The sequence below is a fragment of the Streptomyces sp. ISL-10 genome, assembly GCF_018614575.1.
Classification (GTDB): Bacteria; Actinomycetota; Actinomycetes; order Streptomycetales; family Streptomycetaceae; genus Streptomyces.
This window is the reverse complement of record NZ_JAGGOJ010000013.1, coordinates 74,637-93,344: the sequence shown is the minus strand read 5'-3', so window position 1 is coordinate 93,344 and position 18,708 is coordinate 74,637. Positions and strand designations below refer to the sequence as shown.

14 protein-coding genes and 1 tRNA gene are annotated in these 18,708 nt (G+C 71.4%); 3 read left to right on the top strand and 12 right to left on the bottom strand.

Annotation, left to right across the window (positions count from 1 at the left end; translation table 11 throughout):
* Nucleotides 1-5 precede the first annotated feature (5 nt).
* Nucleotides 6-1,790: a DEAD/DEAH box helicase gene (locus J7E88_RS16995; protein ID WP_215181863.1), complete on the bottom strand. Its 1,785-nt coding sequence runs from the start codon at nt 1,788-1,790 to the stop codon at nt 6-8.
* 281 nt (nt 1,791-2,071) lie between these two features.
* Entirely contained in the window at nt 2,072-3,541 is a 1,470-nt protein-coding gene (locus tag J7E88_RS16990) for an MFS transporter (RefSeq protein ID WP_215181861.1), read from the bottom strand.
* A gap of 213 nt (nt 3,542-3,754) precedes the next feature.
* Between J7E88_RS16990 and J7E88_RS16985 the strand changes: the two genes are divergently transcribed.
* Together J7E88_RS16985 and J7E88_RS16980 are read left to right on the top strand one after the other, a co-directional pair.
* Nucleotides 3,755-3,826 (top strand) — tRNA-Cys (locus tag J7E88_RS16985).
* 148 nt (nt 3,827-3,974) lie between these two features.
* The gene (locus J7E88_RS16980) at nt 3,975-4,517 is read left to right on the top strand and encodes a GNAT family protein (RefSeq protein WP_308307520.1); all 543 of its coding nucleotides are present in this window, start codon (nt 3,975-3,977) and stop codon (nt 4,515-4,517) included.
* A 312-nt stretch (nt 4,518-4,829) separates the two neighbouring features.
* On the opposite strand, the gene J7E88_RS16975 is transcribed toward J7E88_RS16980, so the two are convergent.
* The 9 genes from J7E88_RS16975 to J7E88_RS16935 all read right to left on the bottom strand — a co-directional run bounded on the left by J7E88_RS16975 (nt 4,830) and on the right by J7E88_RS16935 (nt 16,266).
* The gene (locus J7E88_RS16975; protein ID WP_215181859.1) at nt 4,830-7,145 is read right to left on the bottom strand and encodes a xanthine dehydrogenase family protein molybdopterin-binding subunit; all 2,316 of its coding nucleotides are present in this window, start codon (nt 7,143-7,145) and stop codon (nt 4,830-4,832) included.
* Nucleotides 7,142-8,881 carry a 2Fe-2S iron-sulfur cluster-binding protein gene (locus tag J7E88_RS16970; protein WP_308307519.1) on the bottom strand — a complete coding sequence of 580 codons (1,740 nt, stop codon included), beginning with the start codon at nt 8,879-8,881 and terminating at the stop codon, nt 7,142-7,144. The genes J7E88_RS16975 and J7E88_RS16970 overlap by 4 nt, the downstream gene beginning before the upstream one ends.
* Nucleotides 8,878-9,774: a xanthine dehydrogenase family protein subunit M gene (locus J7E88_RS16965; protein WP_215181857.1), complete on the bottom strand. Its 897-nt coding sequence runs from the start codon at nt 9,772-9,774 to the stop codon at nt 8,878-8,880. The genes J7E88_RS16970 and J7E88_RS16965 overlap by 4 nt, the downstream gene beginning before the upstream one ends.
* A gap of 332 nt (nt 9,775-10,106) precedes the next feature.
* The gene (locus J7E88_RS16960; RefSeq protein WP_215181855.1) at nt 10,107-11,738 is read right to left on the bottom strand and encodes a beta-N-acetylhexosaminidase; all 1,632 of its coding nucleotides are present in this window, start codon (nt 11,736-11,738) and stop codon (nt 10,107-10,109) included.
* A 92-nt stretch (nt 11,739-11,830) separates the two neighbouring features.
* Nucleotides 11,831-12,694, bottom strand: a complete 864-nt coding sequence (locus J7E88_RS16955) for a carbohydrate ABC transporter permease (protein ID WP_215181853.1) — start codon at nt 12,692-12,694, stop codon at nt 11,831-11,833.
* Nucleotides 12,691-13,779 (bottom strand): carbohydrate ABC transporter permease, encoded by a 1,089-nt coding sequence (locus J7E88_RS16950; protein WP_251022758.1) that lies wholly within the window; start codon nt 13,777-13,779, stop codon nt 12,691-12,693. The genes J7E88_RS16955 and J7E88_RS16950 overlap by 4 nt, the downstream gene beginning before the upstream one ends.
* 5 nt (nt 13,780-13,784) lie before the next feature.
* Nucleotides 13,785-15,089 (bottom strand): extracellular solute-binding protein, encoded by a 1,305-nt coding sequence (locus tag J7E88_RS16945; protein WP_215181851.1) that lies wholly within the window; start codon nt 15,087-15,089, stop codon nt 13,785-13,787.
* Nucleotides 15,090-15,348: 259 nt separating this feature from the next.
* Nucleotides 15,349-15,633 (bottom strand): DUF3039 domain-containing protein, encoded by a 285-nt coding sequence (locus tag J7E88_RS16940; RefSeq protein WP_215181849.1) that lies wholly within the window; start codon nt 15,631-15,633, stop codon nt 15,349-15,351.
* Nucleotides 15,634-15,705: 72 nt separating this feature from the next.
* A complete protein-coding gene (locus J7E88_RS16935) occupies nt 15,706-16,266 on the bottom strand; it encodes a YqgE/AlgH family protein (RefSeq protein WP_215181847.1) in 561 nt (186 codons plus the stop codon).
* A gap of 289 nt (nt 16,267-16,555) precedes the next feature.
* On the opposite strand from J7E88_RS16935, the gene murA reads away from it, so the two are divergent.
* Complete coding sequence (gene murA, locus J7E88_RS16930; protein WP_215181845.1) at nt 16,556-17,896, top strand: UDP-N-acetylglucosamine 1-carboxyvinyltransferase; 1,341 nt, start codon at nt 16,556-16,558, stop codon at nt 17,894-17,896.
* Nucleotides 17,897-18,141: 245 nt separating this feature from the next.
* Here murA and J7E88_RS16925 read toward each other — a convergent pair whose 3' ends face one another.
* The gene (locus tag J7E88_RS16925; protein WP_004571953.1) at nt 18,142-18,423 is read right to left on the bottom strand and encodes an HU family DNA-binding protein; all 282 of its coding nucleotides are present in this window, start codon (nt 18,421-18,423) and stop codon (nt 18,142-18,144) included.
* Between the last annotated feature and the right edge of the window lie 285 nt (nt 18,424-18,708).

Below are 18,708 nucleotides of genomic sequence, written 5' to 3'. Positions count from 1 at the left end.
CGCGGTCAGCGCATCCGCGTCGCCCACTCCTGCACCTTCTTGATCCGCTCGCGGATCTGCCCGGCCGTCGCCTCCGCGCTCGGCGGACCGCCGCACACCCTGCGCAGCTCGGTGTGGATGACGCCGTGCGGCTTGCCGCTCTGGTGGACGTACGCGCCGACCATGGTGTTCAGCTGCTTGCGGAGCTCCAGGAGCTCCTTGTGGGAGACGACGGGACGCCGCTCGGCCGGAAGCTCCAGGAGGTCGGCCTCCTCGTCGGGCTTCTTGCGGCTGTGGGCGATCTGCCGCGCCTGCCGCTTCTGGAGCAGCAGCTGCACCTGGTCGGGTTCGAGCAGGCCGGGGATGCCGAGGTAGTCCTGCTCCTCCTCGCTGCCCGGGTGGGCCTGCATGCCGAACTCGGCGCCGTCGTACAGCACCCGGTCGAAGACGGCGTCTGACTCGAGCGCCTCGAAGGGCAGCATGTCCTGTTCGCCGGTGTCCTCGTCCTGCTGCTTCTCGGCCTCCGCCATCTCCTTCTCGGATTCCGCGTACGGGTCCTCGTCGCCGTCCTTCTTCGGCTTGTCGAGCGCGTGGTCGCGTTCGACCTCCATCTCGGACGCGAAGCCGAGGAGGTTCGGGATGGTCGGCAGGAAGACGGACGCGGTCTCGCCGCGCCGCCTGGACCGTACGAAACGGCCCACGGCCTGCGCGAAGAACAGCGGCGTCGAGATGGTGGTCGCGTACACGCCGACGGCGAGGCGCGGCACGTCGACGCCTTCGGACACCATGCGGACGGCCACCATCCAGCGGGACCCGTCCTCGCTGAACTCCTCGATGCGCTTGGACGCCGCGGCCTCGTCGGAGAGCACGACGGTGGCCCTGGTGCCGGTGATCTCGCGGATCAGCTTGGCGTACGCGCGGGCCGAGTCCTGGTCGGAGGCGATGACGAGCCCGCCCGCGTCGGGGATGCCCTTCCTGACCTCGGTCAGCCGCTGGTCGGCGGCGCGCAGCACATTCGGCATCCAGTCGCCGCGCGGGTCGAGCGCCGTACGCCACGCCTGCGAGACGGCGTCCTTGGTCATCGGCTCGCCGAGCCGGGCGGCGACCTCGTCGCCGGCCTTGGTGCGCCAGCGCATGTTGCCGCTGTAGCTCAGGAAGATCACGGGCCGGACGACGCCGTCGCCGAGCGCGTTGCCGTAGCCGTACGTGTAGTCGGCGGAAGAGCGCCGGATCCCGTCGTTGCCTTCCTCGTACGTCACGAAGGGAATGGGATTGGTGTCGGACCGGAACGGCGTGCCGGTGAGCGCGAGCCGCCGGGTCGCGGGCTCGAACGCCTCAAGGCAGGCCTCGCCCCAGGACTTGGAGTCACCGGCGTGGTGGATCTCGTCGAGGATGACGAGGGTCTTGCGCTGTTCGCAGCGGTTGCGGTGCAACATGGGCCGTACGCCGACACCGGCGTAGGTGACGGCGACCCCGTGGTACTCCTTGCTGAGCGGTCCCGCGCTGTAGTCGGGGTCCAGCTTGATCCCTATCCGCGCCGCTGCGGCCGCCCACTGCTTCTTCAGGTGCTCCGTCGGCGCCACGACCGTCACCTGCTGCACGACGTGGTGGTGCAGCAGCCAGGAGGCGAGGGTGAGCGCGAAGGTCGTCTTGCCGGCGCCGGGCGTGGCGACGGCGAGGAAGTCGCGCGGTTGCTCCTGGAGGTACTTCTCCATCGCCCCCTGCTGCCAGGCACGCAGCTTGCTGGCCGTACCCCAGGGGGCGCGGCCGGGAAAGGCGGGTGAGAGGTGGTGGGAGGCGGTAGTAGTCACGGTCTCCGGTTCGGATGCTCTCGGCGCGGGCTCGGTACGACAACCGGGCCACCCTACCGGTGACCCGGTTGCCGTCCGGCGAACCGGTGCCGTGACCACGGCGGGTGCGACTCAGCTCACAACGCCCGCAGCACGCGGCCCGCCTCCGCCGGGTCCGTTTCACCTCACCGGCCGCGACAGAGACGAGCAGGTCGTACACGCGGTCCTGGTCCTGGTGCTGGTCCTGGTGCTGGTCCTCGTCCGCCGCCACCGCCGCCGCCGCCGCGAGATCGATCCCGAACTCAGCCGGATGTCACCCGCAGCCGCGTCGCCACCCACGCCCCCACCAGCGCCACCCCCGCCATCGGCAGGAACACCGCCGCGAACGCCACCGGGTGCGAGCCCGTTCCATCCGCCACCGCGTGGGCAGCCCCCACCGCCCCGCCGCCGAGCGCGGCGAACGCCGCACCGCCCGCGGCCAGCAGCAGCACGTTCGACAGCGCGTCCGAGATCTGCAGCGCTGCCGAGTTGGCGCCGGCCGCCTCGGGGGCCGACAGCTTGAACAGCAGCACGCTCGTCGACCCGATCACGAGCCCCATGCCGAAGCACCCGAAACCCCACGCCACCCCCACGATCCACACGGGCACCGCGTCGATCAGCACGGTCGGTGCGGTGGCGATCGCCGCCGCGACGAGCAGCATGCCGAGGACGACCAGCGGTTCGCGGTACGGCTCGGCCCGCGGCCGGGACTGTGCGTACGAGCCCAGGGCCCAGGTCGCGCCGCCGACGGCGAGCGAGAGGCCGGCCAGGGTCGGGGACAGCCCGCGCTGGGTGACGAGCATCAGCGGGACGAACGACTCGGCGGCGATGAACGACCCCGCCGCGATGCCGCGCAGCAGGACGACGGAGGGCAGCCCCCGGGCCGCGCGGTAGGTTCCCTCCGGCAGGATGCCCAGCACACACGGCACGAGCAGCACCGCGCCAACCGCCGCGGGCAGCACGGACAGTGGGCGCAGGTCCTGCCCGGCGTACTGGAGCAGTCCCGCACCGAGCGAGATCCCGAGGGCGAGCCGGATCCGGCGCCGGTCGAACGCCGGCACGGGCGCGCCCGGGTCCGCCGGCCCGGAGGCCCGCAGCCGGATGGCGGGCAGTGCGAGGGCGAGCGGTACGACGACGAGCGCCGGGATGCCGAGGAAGACCCAGCGCCAGCCCAGCTGTTCGGCGACCGTGCCGGAGGCGAGCGGGCCGATCACGGACGGAATCACCCAGCTCGCCGCGAAGGCCGCCATGATGGCGGGCTGGAGCCGGGAGGGATAGGCGCGGCTGACGACGACGTACAGCGCGACGATGACCAGCCCGCCGCCCAGGCCCTGGACGGCGCGCCCCACGACGAACACCCACATCGCGCCCGCGGTCCCCGACAGCAGCAGCCCGGCGGCCCAGGCGCTCATCCCACCGGCGAGCGCGCCCAGCGGTCCCCTGCGGTCGGCCCACTGCCCGGCGACGACCATGCCGAAGAGACTGGTGGTGAAGTACGCGGAGAAGGCGAACGCGTAGAGCGGGATGCCGTGCAGCTCGCGCGCGGCCACCGGCATCGCTGTGCCGACGGCGGTCGCCTCGAAGGCGATCAGGAAGACGACGGAGACGATGCCGACGCTGAGCGCACGGTACGCCGCGCCGAGAACGCCCCCACCGTCCGTTTCCTCGGGGGTGGGGGCTGTGCCGGCGGGCGGCTGCGCGACGTCGGTGTCACGCGGTTCGGGGTCGGTCATGGCCTCAGAGTAAGGGGCATGGCGCACTGTGGGCCCTGTCTTTCGGCGGGGCCGTGCTGGTCCCTTCGTCGTACGACCGCGCGCGATCGTGAACGGCACATGGCAGTCGCGTTGCAGCCCCGGCCGGACGCTTGAGCGGCCCGCCTACGCCCGCCTACGGTCGAGGAGTTGGACCGCACGGATCGGGCACCGAGCACCCGGACCGAGCGACACGGCCGTGTGCCCGAGTGGCTCAGGGGCTCGCCTGCAAAGCGAGTTACGCCGGTTCGAATCCGGTCACGGCCTCCGCTGCCTGACCAGGCAAAACAGCAGGGCGGCACCCCGATAGGGTGTCGCCCTGCTGCTCGTCCGTCTCAGTCGGCTCGGTCTCACGGCGGTGGCGGGCTACCGAAGTCCGGGGCTCGTGCCCCTACGAACCTGGCAAGATCCGCTTGTGAGCCAATCCATGGTGACTTTGCGCAAGCTCGCGCTCAACGACTGGCAAGCAGTGCACTCCTGGGCCAGCATTGAGGAGGCTTCTCGCTACCAGCCTTGGGGGCCGAACACCGAGGACCAGACGCGCGCGTTCGTCCAAACCGCCGTCGAAGCCTGGTCGCACGCCCATCAGCAGAGATTCGTCTACATTGCTCGCTTCGAGAACGAACTCGTCGGCATGGGTGAGCTGCACATTCGTAGCCGTCGCCATCGTCAGGGCGAAATCGCCTACATCGTGCACCCGAGGGCCTGGGGGCGTGGCGTGGGCACGGCGATCGGACAAGAGCTTCTGTCGCGCGGGTTCGGGGAATTGGGACTCCACCGGATCTACGCGACCTGTGACCCCCGCAATCTCGCGTCGTCTCGGTTGCTGGGCAAGCTCGGCATGACGTACGAGGGGCGGCATCGGCACACCGCGTTGATCCGGGACGGCTGGCGGGACTCCGAGGTGTTCAGCATCCTCGAAGCGGAATGGAGGCCGAGCCCCGGCGATAGATTGTGATCTTGCTGGTGGGGGGCCTGTTCGGGCAAGGGTGCGGCCACCGTTGATCATCGGTGCGTGGGTTGAATGACCCCGGATCAAGCCCTGACCAGCCAATACAAACCTGCAAAGCGAGTTACGCCGGTTCGAATCCGGTCACGGCCTCTGGACGCCTTGACGAGGCGAAACGAAAGGGCGGCACCCCAGGAGGGGTGCCGCCCTTTTACTCATCCGCCTCAGTTGGATGGTCGCGATCACGACAGAGATCCCCACGCAATGCGCACCCCGCGCACGGGCCCACAAAAGTGGGCACCCTCCATGTGCGTCACGCCATTACGAGTTGAGGGCGGCCACTGCCGCCTGCGGCCGGATCGGGAGCCTGTTGATCGGGCGGCCTGTGGCCGCGCGGACCGCCGAGGCCACTGCCGCCGGGGATGTGACCACCGGAACCGCGCTCGCCGACTTCGCGCCGAAGGGGGCCACCACGTCGCGTTCCTCGACCAGTTTCACGATCCGAATGTCCGGCGCGTCCAGGGATGTCGGGAGTGCGTACCCTGTGAGGTCCGGGTGGCGGATCACGCCGCGGGCCGTGCGGAGGTTCTCCGTGAGGGCCGCGCCGATGCCCTGGGTGACGCCCGCCTCGATCCGGGTCTCCAGTTGGGCCGGGTTGAGGACGCGGCCCACGTCCTGGGCCACGGCCATCTCGACCACGCGGATCGAGCCGAGTTCGATGTCGACGTCGACCACCGCGCGGATCGCGCAGAACGCCAGGCCCACGAAGGCGTCGCCCTGGCCGTACTCGTCCAGCGGCTCGGTCGGGTGGGGGCGGCACTGGGCCGTGGCCCACAGTTCCTTGCCGTCCATCGCCTCCGTGACCGTCGTCGACAGCACGCCGTCATACGACGTGATCTTGCCGTCCGTGATCTGGAGCAGCTCCGTTGACATGCCGAACTTGTGCGCCAGCGGCTGCAGGAGCTGGGTGCGGACCATCTTGGCCGCGCGCTCGACCGCGCCGCCCGAGACCCAGGTGTGGCGGCCGTGCGCCGCCGGGCCCGCCGGGGGCTGGTCCGTGTCGACCGCGGCCACGTGGACCTCTTCGATGCCCAGTGTCTCCTGCACGATCTGGCGGGCCAGGGTGGAGAAACCGGAACCGGTCTCCACCGCCGCGCAGATGACTGTCGCGATGCCGTCGTGGACCTTGACCGTCGCCGTGGAGACCTCGTCCGCACCCTCCGCGCCGAGCATGTGCACCATGCCGAGCGCGTAGCCGACGCCCCGGCGCACCGCGCCCGGTTCGCCGGCGCCTTCCGGGCCGCCCGGGAGGAGCCAGTCGTCCTCGGGGGTGTCCTTGGGCAGGGAAGGCAGCGGGAAGTCCCGTACGGCCTGGAGCAGTTCGGCGACCGGTGCCGGGCAGGTGACCGTCTGGCCGGTGGGGAGGATGTCGCCGGTGGCCAGCACGTTGCGCAGGCGGATCTCGGTCTGATCGAGGCCCAGTTTGGCCGCGAGCTTGTCCATCTGCGCCTCGTACGCCGCGCAGACCTGCATCGCTCCCTCGCCGCGAACATGGCCCGACGGCGGGTTGTTGGTGCGCACCGCCCAGCCCTCGATGAAGGCGTGCGGGACGACGTAGGGACCGCAGGCGAAGGCGACTGCCGCGGCCAGGGATTCGGAGGAGGCGTCGGCGTAGGCACCTGCGTCCAGCAGGAGTTGGGCCTCGACCTTGACCAAGTGGCCCTCGGCGTCCGCGTGGTGGCGGTAGCGCAGCAGCGTCGGGTGGCGGTGGGCGTGGCCGAGGAAGGACTCCTCGCGGGTGGCGGTGAGTTTGACCGGGCAGCCGGTCCGCAGCGCCAACAGGCCGAGAGAGAGCTGGAAGCCGGGGTCCTCGCGGTCGCCCGTCGCGCCGGGGACGCCGGTGACGACGACTTTGACCCGTTCCTGCTCCAGGCCGAAGCAGGCGGCGGCGAGCGCGCGGTCGATGTGCGGGTCGGTGGAGGCCATGTACAGCTCGACGCCGCCGTCGGGACGCGGTACGGCGAGCCCCGCCTCGGCACCGATCGGCGCCGGGTCCTGGCGGCCGATGCGGTACAGACCTTCGACGATCACCTCGCCGGTCACGTCCGGGTCGCCGTAGCGCAGCGGGATGTGGCGGATCAGATTGCCGTCGGGGTGCAGCGGTTCGGCGGCGAACGCCTTCTCCGGGTCGGTCACCGGGTCGAGGAGTTCGTACTCGACGGTGATCGCCGCCGCGGCGAGGCGTGCGGTGTCCGGGTGGTCGGCGGCCACGGCGGCGATCGCCTCGCCGTGGTGGCGGACGATCTCGGACGCGAACACCGGCCTGTCGGCGATGCGCCTGCCGTACGCCGCGTCACCCGGGATGTCCTCGTGGGTGATCACCGCTCGTACGCCGGGCATGTCGCGCGCGGCGGATGTGTCGATGGAGACGATGCGCGCGTGCGGGTGCGGTGAGCGCAGCAGCGCTCCCCACAGCAGGCCCTCGGCCCACAGGTCGGAGGCGTAGGGGAACGTGCCCTCCGTCTTGGCGCGGCTGTCCGAAGCGGGGAGGGAGGCGCCGAGGCCGTGCGCCGGCGGCTCCGTCCGGGGGGCGTCGACGGCCTGGGAAGTCGTCGTGGTGGCCGCGTCGTTGCTCACGCCATGCCTCCGTCGTGCGGGTGGGCCTGCACCCTACCGGCGCCGGGGGGCGCCTGGTGCGGGATGCGGGCTTCCTGCGCTTCCCGGTACGGCTCCTCGTACGCCTCCGAGTGCGCCTCCTCGGCCGCCGTGGCGGCGCTCGCCGCGCGTTCGGCGACGACTTCGCGTACGGCCCGGAGCACGCCCCGGTAGCCCGAGCAGCGGCACAGGTTGCCGCACAGGGCCTGGCGGGTCTCCAGGTCGGTGGGGGCGTGGTTGCCCTCCAGGAGGTCGTGCACGGTCATGGCCATGCCGGGGATGCAGAAGCCGCACTGGACGGCGCCGCAGTTGGCCAGCGCCCGCTGCACGTCGGACGGTTCGCCGTCGCCGGCGAGCCCTTCGACCGTACGGACCTCCGAGCCTGCGGCCGTCGCCGCGGGAACGAGGCAGGACGCGACGAGCCTGCCGTCCACCTGGACGTTGCAGGCGCCGCATTCGCCCTGGGAGCAGCCGTCCTTGGCGCCGGCGAGGCCGAGGCGCTCGCGCAGGACGTACAGGAGGGACTCGCCTATCCAGGCGTCGGTGACCGGGCGGTCGGTGCCGTTGACCCGCAGGACGTACGAGGTGGGCGGGTGCTCGTCGTTGGGCGGGAGCGGGTCGGCGCCGGGTGTTCCGCTGAGGTCGGCGGTGCCGGCGGTGCCGGTGGCGTCGGTGCCCGGCGTTTCCGCGGAGGGCTGAGGGGCTCCCGAGGCCTCCTGGCTCTCCGGGACCTCCGGCTCCTGAGCGGGCTCCGGCATGGGCTCCCGCTCGTGAGCGGACTCCGGGCTCGCGGCGTCCGCGACGGCGTCAACCGGCTCCGCGGGTTCCTCGGCAGGCTCCTGCACGGCCTGGGGCGCGGTCTCGGGCGCCTCGGCGGGCGTCGTGTCCGGCTCCTCGGCCACCGGCTCGGCCCATGGCGCGGGCGCGCCGCCGGGCAGCGTCGCCCAGGGGGCCGGCGCACCGCCGGGAAGCGTCGCCGGGGGCTCACCGGCGGCCCAGGGCGTCTCGGCCGCCGGCGGAGCGGAGCGCAGGAACTCGCCCGACTCCTCCGGAAGATCACCTTCGGCGATCGGGATCGACCACTGTCCGGTCATCTCGTGACCGGTGGCCTGCGCGGGTACAGGGGCGTGCTCCTCGGGATACGTCCACTGCCCGGTCGCCTGGGGATCGGCGTGCTGCTGCGCGCCCGCCTCCGGCCACTGCACGGGCTCGGGCACGGCGGCGGACGGCTCGGTCCCCGGGTCGGCGGTCTGCGGCTGCTGCTGCGCCGCCCAACCGCCCGGCACCGCCGGGTCGGTGCCCGCCTCGGGGGCGAGCGGTGTCAGCGGCATGATCATCGGCGGTACGTAGCCGTGTCCGGGAGCCTCCAGAGGGGCGGCGTCCAGTGAACCGTCGGGCGGCAGCTGGAAGAAACCCGTCGCCTCGCCGTCGTAGTCGGAGCCCGGGGCCGTCGGCTGCCAGCCGCCGTACTCGCCCGGGAAGCCCTGGCCGTGGTCCTGGCCGTGGTCCTGGTAGCCCTGAGGGTCCTGGTAGCCCTGGTAGTCCTGCGCCCCCTCGGCGTACCCCTGCACCCTGCTCTGCGGGTACTCGTGCGGCCCGTCCTGCACGAAGGCGTCCGGCAGGTCCAGGCGCTCCTGGCCGCCGCCGGTGCGGCCCTCGTGGTCCCGCGGGTCCGACGGCTCCGGGAAACGCCCCTGCTGGTGGTCCTCGTTGCTCACGACAGCGCCCTCCCCAGTGCCCGTCGGGCCAGCGCGGCGACCGTGCGCCGCAAATGCAGTACGGCAGGCGGCAGCACCTGCTGCTCCTCGCCCGGCGCCGCCGGGGCCGGGTCCGGGATGCACGCGGCTGCCACGTACTCGCCGAAGGCCGTCAGCGCCTCGCCCGCGAGTCCCCGCTCGCCGTCCCAGTCGATCAGCGACGCGATCCAGCGCTCCGCCTCCAGGGGGCGCAGCGGCATTGGCGCGATCGCGCCGACCGCACAGCGCACGCCCCGCCGCGCCGGGTCGAGTACGACGGCGACGGAGACGGTGGCGCGGCCGGGGCCGGTGCGCCCGGTGGCCTTGAGGTACACCTGCGGGGCGTGCAGGAGGGGCACCCGTACGAAGCCGATGAGTTCGGCGGGGCCGAGCATCTCCCGGCCGGCGAGCAGGTGGGAGACCGGGATCTCGCGGCGAGCGCCGTCGGGGCCCGCCACGACCAGGTCCGCCTCCAGCGCGGCCAGCACGGGCAGGGTGTCGCCGGTGGGCGCGGCGGTGACGATGTTGCCGCCGAGCGTGCCCGCGTTACGGATCTGGGGCGGGCCCGCCGCGCGTGCGGAGGCCGCGAGGGCTGGGATGAGGGCCGCGAAGTCGGGCCGTCCCATCCTGGCGTGGGTGAGTCCGGCGCCGAGCAGCGCGTGACCGTCCTGGTAGCGCCAGCCGCGGATCTCGCTGATGCGGCCGAGTCCGACGAGCCCGGCGGGGCGGAGCTGTCCCCTGTTGACGGCGGCCATGAGGTCCGTGCCCCCGGCGACGGGCACGGCGGCAGGCATGGCGGTGAGAGCCGCCACGGCCTCGTCGAGCGAGCCCGGCAGCGTCACCGACTGCGCCGTCTGCGGTGCGTGCGTGGTCACCCAGTGCCCCTTCCCGGTGTCCCGGCTGTCCCGCCTGTGTGCCGTACCGTACGTGCTCCCAGGCCGGACGTGGCAACTCTGGCACATCTTCCGAGCCGACCGTCGCGAGGGTCCGCGAAGGGTGCGTCCGACCCGTAAGTCCGCTTCCGTGCACGATGGTCCGGTTTCGCGGGCGGTCGTCCGGCCGCGACGAGCGTGGGTGCCCGGGTCCCGGGACCACCGCCCTGACCGGGACGGGAGCCCGGGGTGGGAGTCCCGCGGACCGGGCACGCCCCGGGACGAAGGACGCCGCCCCGGGGACCGACGCCTGACAGGGCGCGCCGGGAACCGGCTCACACGTTCGGGGGCGTCCCCTCGATCGGGCGTCCGAGGACGCCCGGGCGGCGCTGCCAGGGCCGCGGGCCGCCGGGCGGCCGGTAGTCGACACCGAGCGCGTCGAGGCGCGCGTAGTGGGTCGCCATGCGCCGCTCGAATCCGGCGAAATCCCTTTCTGCGGGGGCCGGCAGGGCGGACCAGGCGACCTCGGCGAAGGCGGCGAGCCGCGGGAAGAGCTGGTAGTCGACGCGGGAGCGGTCCTGCATGACCTCGGTCCAGACGTTGGCCTGCGTGCCGAGCACACGTGCGGCCGCCTCGGGGCCGAGCGAGGGCGGCACGGGCTCGAACCGGTAGACGTCCTCCAGGGTCCGGACGTATCCGATGGGCATCGGCTCGTCGTCACCGGCGGCCTGACGGTGGTCCAGATACACCTGCTGCTGGGGGCACATGACGACGTCGTGCCCGGCCTCGGCGGCGGCGATGCCACCCTGGTAGCCGCGCCAGGAGGACACGGCGGCGCCGGGGGCGAGTCCGCCCCCGAGGATCTCGTCCCAGCCGATGAGGCGGCGGCCGCGGTCGGCGAGCCACCGGTCGAAGTGCCGGATGAACCAGGACTGGAGCTCGTCCTCGCCGGCCAGCCCCAGCTCCTCGATACGGGCCTGTGCGGCCCGTGACTTCTTCCACTGGTCCTTGGGGCACTCGTCGCCGCCGATGTGGACGAACTCGGACGGGAACAGGTCGAGAACCTCCTCCAGGACGCCCTCATAGAAGCGGAGGGTGCTGTCGGTGGGGGCGAGTACGTTGGGGCTCACGCCCCAGTTGTCCCAGACCGTCAGGGACGTGGTGTCGACGACGTCGGTGTTGCCCAGTTCGGGATATGCGGCGATGGCCGCCTGCGAGTGCCCGGGGATGTCGATCTCGGGGACGACGGTGATGTGCCGCTCGGTGGCGTAGGCGACGATCTCGCGGATGTCGTCGTGCGTGTAGTAACCGCCGTGCGGGGTGTCGTCCCACAGCGGGGAGGCGCGGTGCCCGTGCTTGGTGCGGGAGCGCCATGCGCCGACCTCGGTGAGCCTCGGGTGGCGTTCGATCTCGATGCGCCAGCCCTGGTCGTCGGTGAGGTGGAGGTGCAGGACGTTGAGCTTGTGGGCGGCGAGCAGGTCGAGCCGGCGCAGGACGTCGTCCTTGGGCATGAAGTGCCGTGAGACGTCGAGCATGAGGCCGCGCCAGGCGAATCGGGGTGCGTCCTCGATGAAGGTGTCCGCCACCACCCAGCGGGTATCCCGCCGCACGGGTGCCCGGCGGTAGGCAGCCGGGCCGAGGAGTTGACGAAGCGTCTGCACGCCCCAGAAGACGCCCGCGGCGCCGCCACCGTGGACGGCGATGCCGTCGACGCTTGCGTACAGCTTGTAGCCCTCGGGTCCGAGGTGTCCGGCATCGGCGGGATCGATGCGCAGCCGGATGGTCTCGCCGTCGGCGCCGGAGCCGGGCGGCAGGGGCAATCCGGTCGCCGCGCCCAGGTCCGCCCAAAGGAAGCGGGCGGCGCCCTCGGTGCCGGGGCCTGCGTCGACGACGGTGGTCTCGTCGAGGACGAACGCGTCGAGTGACTCGATCGTGCTGCCGCTGCGCGGGGCGGGGATGACATCCATCGGGTCAGCCTTCCGTTTGTGTCTGCCCAGTTGTCTCTGCGGAGTCTGTTGCGGAATCCGTCCGCGGGGGCGGGCGCCCCGGTGGGTCGGTGTCAGTCCTTCACCGCGCCTCCCAGACCGGAGACCAGGCGTCGCTGTACGAGGACGAAGAAGAGGAGCACCGGCACGGTCATCACCGTGGACGCGGCCATGATCCCGCCCCAGTCGTTCTCGTCCGGCTTGAAGAAGACCAGCAGCGCCATCGGCAGCGTCGACTGCGAAGTGTCGCTGATGATGAACGACTTGGCGAAGAGGAAATCGTTCCAGGTGGAGATGAACGAGAACACGCTCGTCGCCACCAGCCCGGGGAAGACCAGCGGAAGGAGGATCTGCCACAGGAACCGCCCGCGGCTCGCGCCGTCGAGGTACGCGGCCTCCTCCAGGGCCTCGGGCACCGCCTTGACGAAGCCGCGCAGCATCCAGATCGCGAACGGCAGCGAGAAGGCGATGTGCGGCAGGATCAGCGAGCCGAGGGTGTTCAACTGGCCGAAGTCCCGCATCAGGAAGAACAGCGGAATGGTCAGCGCCTCGATCGGCACCATCTGCGCGACGAGGAACATGACGAGCAGCGTCGTCCGGAAGCGGAAGCGGAACCGGGTGACCGCCGTGGCTGCCAGGAACGCGATCAGCGCCGAGGCGACGACGACCGACCCTGCCACGACGAGACTGTTGACGAAAAAGCGGCCGAATTCCTGCTGTTCGAAGACGCGGCGGAAGGAGTCCAGCGAGGGCGCGAGCGTCCAGGGGCGCGCTTCGGTGGACTGGATCTCACCGGCCGGTTTGAAGGCGGACAGAACCATCCAGTACAGCGGGAAGGCGACGACGAGTGCGATGACCAGCGCCGCCGCCTCGGCGGCGAGCCGTCCGGGACGCCGCACGCGCAGGGACAGGGGCAGGGGCAGGCGGGCGAGGCTCATATCTCTTCTCCCTGGCGTCTCAGCAGCCGCAGGTACACGAGCGTGACCACGAGCAGAATCAGCAGCATGACCACGCCGATCGCCGATCCCAGGCTGTACTGGGAGGCGGCGAACGCCTTCTGATAGGCGTACACATTGAGCACGAGGTTCTGTCCGGCGATGCCTCCGCCGTTCGTCATCACATAGATCTGCGTGAAGACCTTGAAGTCCCAGATGATCGACTGAATGGTGACGACGACCAGGACGGGCCGCAGCATCGGGGCCATGACGGAACGCCAGATGCGCCACTGCGACGCCCCGTCCAGCGAGGCCGCCTCCAGCACTTCCCCGGGGATCGCCCTGATGCCCGCGTACACCGTCACCATCACAAACGGGAACGAGCACCACACGACCTCGAAGAGGACCAGCGAGAAGGCGCTCCAGCGGCCGTAGGTCCACGAGAAGTCGCCCAGCCCGAGCGCTCTGTTCACCGGGCCGTAGTCAGGGTCGAACAGGAAGACCCACACGGTGGAGCCGGTGATCGCCGGGGTGGCCCAGGCGCCGAGGGCGGCCAGCATCAGAGCCAGTCGCGGCAGTGCCCGTACGCGGGTGAGCAGGACCGCGAGCGCGCAGCCGACGGCGAGCGTGACGAGGACGCAGGCGGCGGCGAAGAGCACGGTCGCGAGCAGCACCTGCCAGAACTGGCTGTCGGCTAGGAGCGTGCGGTAGTTGCCGAGTCCCTGGAAGCTGGTCGGTTCGCCGCCGCTGACCTGGGCCTGGGTGTATTCGAGGAAGGAGATCAGGCCGAGCTGGTAGATCGGGTAGACCAGCAGCGCGCCGAGCACGGCCAGGGCGGGGGCGAGATAGAGCCACGGGGTCGGGCCGCCGTGCCGCTGCCGGTGCGGCCCCCGGGGCCGGCGGGCCCGCGGCCCGGCCGGCGCCGCGGCCCCGGCCGTCCTGGGTGCCGGGGCGCCGTGCCCGCCGGAGCGGACCGGACCCCTCGCGCCGGCGGACCCGGCGGCGGACCCTGTGGACCCGGCGGCCGAAGCGGCCGGGACCTTGTGGGCCTCCGCCTTCGCGGCCGTGCCGTTCGCACGGTGCGTCATCGGCGTCAGCCCGCGGACGCGAAGGCGGCGTCCATCTTCTTCGCCGCGTCCTCGGATGCGGCTGCCACGTCCTTCTTGCCGCTGACGATCTCCTGGAACATCGTGGGCAGGACGAGCGAGGCGTCGATCTGGCCCCAGGCCGGGGAGGCCGGCACGAACTTGGCGCCGCCGCCGAGCGTCTTGATGAAGGGTTCGACGAACGGCTCCTTCTTCGCGGCCTCGGCACGCACATCGGTGTAGGTCGGCAGGAAGCCCATCGCGTCGAACAGCTTCGCCTGGGTCTCCTTGCCCGCGAACCGCTTCATCAGGTCCACCGCCAGCGTGCGGTGGGAACTGCTCCTGAGGACACCGACGTTGTTGCCGCCGGCGAAGGCCGGGGCGATCTCGCCGGCCTTGAGGCCGGGCAGCGGCACGACGGCGTACGCGCCCTTGACCGAGCCCGCCTGAACGGCCTGGTGGCTGAAGTCGCCGCCGATGGCCATGGCCGCCTTGCCGGATGCGAACGCGGTGACGGTGGCGTTGCCGCCCATGGAGGCGCACTTGGCGGCGGGGCAGTTGTCGTCGCCGAAGAGGGACGTGTAGGTCTTGATGCCCTTCCGGGCGGCGGCGCTGTCGATCGCGGACGTGTAGTGGCCGCCGTTCTCCTCGGCGATCTCGCCACCGGCCGCCCAGATGAAGGGCATCGCGCCGTACGTGTAGGCGCCGCCGACCGCGAGCCCGTACAGCGCGGGCTTCTGCTTGCGGATCTTCTTCGCGGTGGCGATCAGCTCGTCCTGGGTCCTGGGCGGCTCGAGGCCGAGCTCCTTGAAGACGTCGGTGCGGTAGTAGAGCGCGCGTGCTCCGACGAAGAGGGGCGCGCCGTAGACCTTCCCGTCGACGGTGACGGACTCGCGGGCGGTGGGATCGGTGTCCTCGGCCTCGTCCCAGGCGTCGAACTCGGCGGTCACATCGGCGAGTCCGCCGTCCTTGACGTAGCCGGCGGTGTCGGTGTTGCCGTACTCGATCACGTCGGGGGCGCTCGCCGGATCGTTGAACGCGGCTTTGATGCGCTGGGCGCGGGTCTCGACGGGGATGTACTCGACCTCCACCTCGGTGCCTCCGTGTGCCTTCTCGAAGGCGGCGACCGCCGCGTCGACGACCTTCTCCTTGGGCTTGTTGTTGACCTCCCGGAAGAGCCAGACCCACAGGGTGCCGCTCCTGTCGTCCCCCTTGGCGCCGGTGTCGGAGGTCTGGGGGGCACAGGCGGTGGCGGTGAGGCCCGCCAGAGCGAGTGCCGCCACGGGGGCGGCGAGTTTGGCGATGAGCTTCATGCGGGAACCCCTACACATCGCGCGTTGCACAATATGCAACGACCGTTTCGTACTGCACAACACGCAGGAGGCTAGAGGCGCCCGCCGGGCCCGACAAGTGGTCTCAACCACTCTGTGACCAGTGACCGCACACCGTGCAACGCCGGGACGGCCGACGGACTACGCGAAACGGCTCGGAACGCACGAAGACGGCCCCCGGGGCACGCGAAACGCGTGCCCCGGGGGCCGTACGGGGACCGAGCCGTCGAGCGGCGGCGGACTACTTCTTGTCGCCGTCCTTGCCCTTGTCGCCACCGGAGCCCATGGACTCGTAGATCTCCTTGCACATCGGGCAGACCGGGTACTTCTTCGGGTCGCGCCCCGGCACCCAGACCTTTCCGCACAGTGCCACCACGGGAGTGCCGTCGAGAGCACTCGCCATGATCTTGTCCTTCTGGACGTAATGGGCGAAGCGCTCGTGGTCGCCGTCGCCGTGCGACACCTGCGGCGTCGGCTCTACCAGGGTCCCGGTGCCTGTCCCGCGCTCGGGCTCAAGAGTGCTCATGAGCTCCAAGGGTACCCACGCGCGCGCCGGTACGGGAGCGAGGACCCCCGCGGCGCGGCGATCCGGATCCGGTCAATTGAGACTCGGGTCGTCCGGATACGTCGCGAACATGGCCAGTTCGTTGCGCTGGCGGCGCAGCACCGCACGCCACAGCTTCTCCGGCCTGGGTGAGGAGACATCACCCGGCTCCGACTCCACGACGTACCAGGCCCCCTCCCGCAGCTCGGTCTCCAGCTGGCCGGGGCCCCAGCCCGCGTACCCCGCGAAGATCCGCAGCGAACCGAGCGCCGAGCCGAGCAGCTCGGGCGGCGCCTCCAGGTCCACCAGGCCGATCGCCCCGTAGACGCGCCGCCAGCCGAGTGGACCCTCGTCGCCGGGGATCACCGCGACGCCGAGAGCCGCGTCGAGCGAGACGGGTCCGCCCTGGAAGACGACGCCCGGCTCGCCGGCCAGAGCGGCCCAGGGCTCGAGGACGTCGCCGACGCCGACGGGCGTGGGTCTGTTGAGGACGACGCCGAGGGAGCCTTCGTCGTCATGATCGAGCAGCAGGACCACCGCGCGGTCGAAGTTCGGGTCCGCGAGGGCGGGTGTGGCGACGAGCAGCCGCCCTGTGAGCGAGGACACCTCGGTCATGCGACACATGATCCCGCATCCGGGCCCTCCGCGGGGCCCGAGGGGGCACAGTGCCGCGCCGAGGCCGCAGGAGGACGGGAGGGACGCAGGTAGGAGTGCACCGCGCGGGAAGGGACCCCGGGCGATGACGTCCGGGAGAGCCGGTGACGGTGCGCGAGAGGCGGCAAACGGAGCGTGTTGTACCCAATTCATTACGTCCCAAGGTGCCCCTCGCCCATACAAGGCAGGGCCTTCGGCCCCTTACCCTTTTCCCTGGCCCCCTGACCGACCTCTCCGGAACGCGAGATTCATGACCGGCACAGACGATGTACTGCTTGTCCACGGCGGAACCCCGCTCGAGGGCGAGATCCGCGTCCGCGGCGCGAAGAACCTCGTGCCCAAGGCGATGGTCGCCGCCCTGCTCGGCAGCGAGCCGAGCCGGCTGCGCAATGTGCCCGACATCCGCGATGTGAGAGTCGTCCGCGGACTGCTCCAGCTGCACGGTGTGACGGTCCGCCCCGGCGATGAGCCCGGCGAGCTGGTCCTCGACCCCACGCACGTCGAGAGCGCGAACGTCGCCGACATCGATGCCCACGCCGGCTCGTCGCGCATCCCGATCCTGTTCTGCGGCCCGCTGCTGCACCGGCTCGGCCACGCGTTCATCCCCGGGCTGGGCGGCTGTGACATCGGCGGCCGGCCGATCGACTTCCACTTCGACGTGCTGCGCCAGTTCGGCGCGACGATCGAGAAGCGTGCGGACGGCCAGTACCTGGAGGCCCCGCAGCGGCTGCGCGGCACCAAGATCCGTCTGCCCTACCCGTCGGTCGGCTCGACCGAGCAGGTGCTGCTGACCGCGGTCCTGGCGGAGGGTGTCACCGAGCTGACCAACGCGGCGGTCGAGCCGGAGATCGAGGACCTGATCTGCGTCCTGCAGAAAATGGGCGCGATCATCTCCATGGACACGGACCGGACGATCCGGATCACCGGTGTCGACAAGCTCGGCGGCTACACCCACCGTCCGATCCCGGACCGCCTGGAGGCGGCGTCCTGGGCGTCGGCGGCGCTGGCCACCGAGGGCAACATCTATGTCCGCGGCGCTCAGCAGCGCTCGATGATGACGTTCCTGAACACGTACCGGAAGGTCGGCGGCGCCTTCGAGATCGACGACGAGGGCATCCGCTTCTGGCACCCGGGCGGGCGGCTGAAGTCCATCGCGCTGGAGACGGACGTCCACCCGGGCTTCCAGACCGACTGGCAGCAGCCGCTGGTCGTGGCCCTGACGCAGGCCACCGGCCTGTCGATCGTCCACGAGACGGTGTACGAGTCCCGGCTCGGCTTCACGTCCGCGCTGAACCAGATGGGCGCGCACATCCAGCTGTACCGCGAGTGCCTGGGCGGCTCCCACTGCCGCTTCGGCCAGCGCAACTTCCTCCACTCGGCGGTCGTGTCCGGCCCGACGAAGCTCCAGGGCGCGGACCTGGTCATCCCGGACCTGCGCGGCGGTTTCTCCTACCTGATCGCGGCGCTGGCCGCGCAGGGGACGAGCCGGGTGCACGGAATCGACCTGATCAACCGCGGCTACGAGAACTTCATGGAGAAACTGGAGAAGCTCGGGGCGAAGGTGGAGCTGCCCGGCGGCCCGATCGTCTGACGCGCGGTCACGCAGCGACGGCCCTCGCGGGGTTCCCGCGGGGGCCGTCGGCGTCGTGGGGGCCGTGGGGCCGCTTCCCGGGTGCTCGCCCCCGGAACCCCCCGCCTCGAACTCCCCTACGGCCTGGGGGCCCTGGGCGGGGGTGCCGGGTGGAGAACGCCCCCGTGCCTCGGCCTGACAGGCCGCAGGCGCGCAGAAGGGCGGTCACCCGGAGCCGGGTGACCGCCCTCACGCTGCCGAAGGTCTTACTTGCCCTTGGCGGCTTCCTTGAGCTTCGAGCCCGCGGAGACCTTGACGCTGTAGCCCGCCGGGATCTGGATCGGGTCGCCGGTCTGCGGGTTACGAGCGGTGCGAGCGGCACGGTGGGTGCGCTCGAAGGTCAGGAAGCCGGGGATGGTGACCTTCTCGTCGCCCTTGGCGACGACCTCGCCGACGGTCTCGGCGAGAGCGGCCAGAACGGCGTCGGCGTCCTTGCGGGTCACCTCGGCGCGGTCGGCCAGCGCGGCCACCAGCTCACTGCGGTTCATTTCGTTACTCCCGTGTTCTTCTTGCCTGTGAGGCGTGGATCGAAGCCGATGCTGCCAGGGCCCTCGGACAGTCCCCGGACCCGGGTCTGCTGTCAGACCCCTCCGCGCCCGCGGGGGTCCCCCCAGGACGCAGGTCCTCGAGGAAGCATCCTGCCCCCACCAGCGGCGGGAAAGCCAATCCGGCACCCTCCGGAGTCACACGAAAAGCGCCAGCGCCTCGTCGTGGTGACGTTCCGTCGACTCCCTTGAGACTCATTGGAGCGGCCCGACCGCGGCCGGAGTGCG

Bases quoted from the DNA above. Each gene is read 5' to 3' on its own strand.
- J7E88_RS16990 (WP_215181861.1), bottom strand. From the start codon at position 3,541: ATGACCGACCCCGAACCGCGTGACACCGACGTCGCGCAGCCGCCCGCC.
- J7E88_RS16960 (WP_215181855.1), bottom strand. From the start codon at position 11,738: ATGGATGTCATCCCCGCCCCGCGCAGCGGCAGCACGATCGAGTCACTC.
- J7E88_RS16955 (WP_215181853.1), bottom strand. From the start codon at position 12,694: ATGAGCCTCGCCCGCCTGCCCCTGCCCCTGTCCCTGCGCGTGCGGCGT.
- J7E88_RS16950 (WP_251022758.1), bottom strand. From the start codon at position 13,779: ATGACGCACCGTGCGAACGGCACGGCCGCGAAGGCGGAGGCCCACAAG.
- J7E88_RS16945 (WP_215181851.1), bottom strand. From the start codon at position 15,089: ATGAAGCTCATCGCCAAACTCGCCGCCCCCGTGGCGGCACTCGCTCTG.
- J7E88_RS16940 (WP_215181849.1), bottom strand. From the start codon at position 15,633: ATGAGCACTCTTGAGCCCGAGCGCGGGACAGGCACCGGGACCCTGGTA.
- J7E88_RS16935 (WP_215181847.1), bottom strand. From the start codon at position 16,266: ATGACCGAGGTGTCCTCGCTCACAGGGCGGCTGCTCGTCGCCACACCC.
- murA (WP_215181845.1), top strand. From the start codon at position 16,556: ATGACCGGCACAGACGATGTACTGCTTGTCCACGGCGGAACCCCGCTC.
- J7E88_RS16925 (WP_004571953.1), bottom strand. From the start codon at position 18,423: ATGAACCGCAGTGAGCTGGTGGCCGCGCTGGCCGACCGCGCCGAGGTG.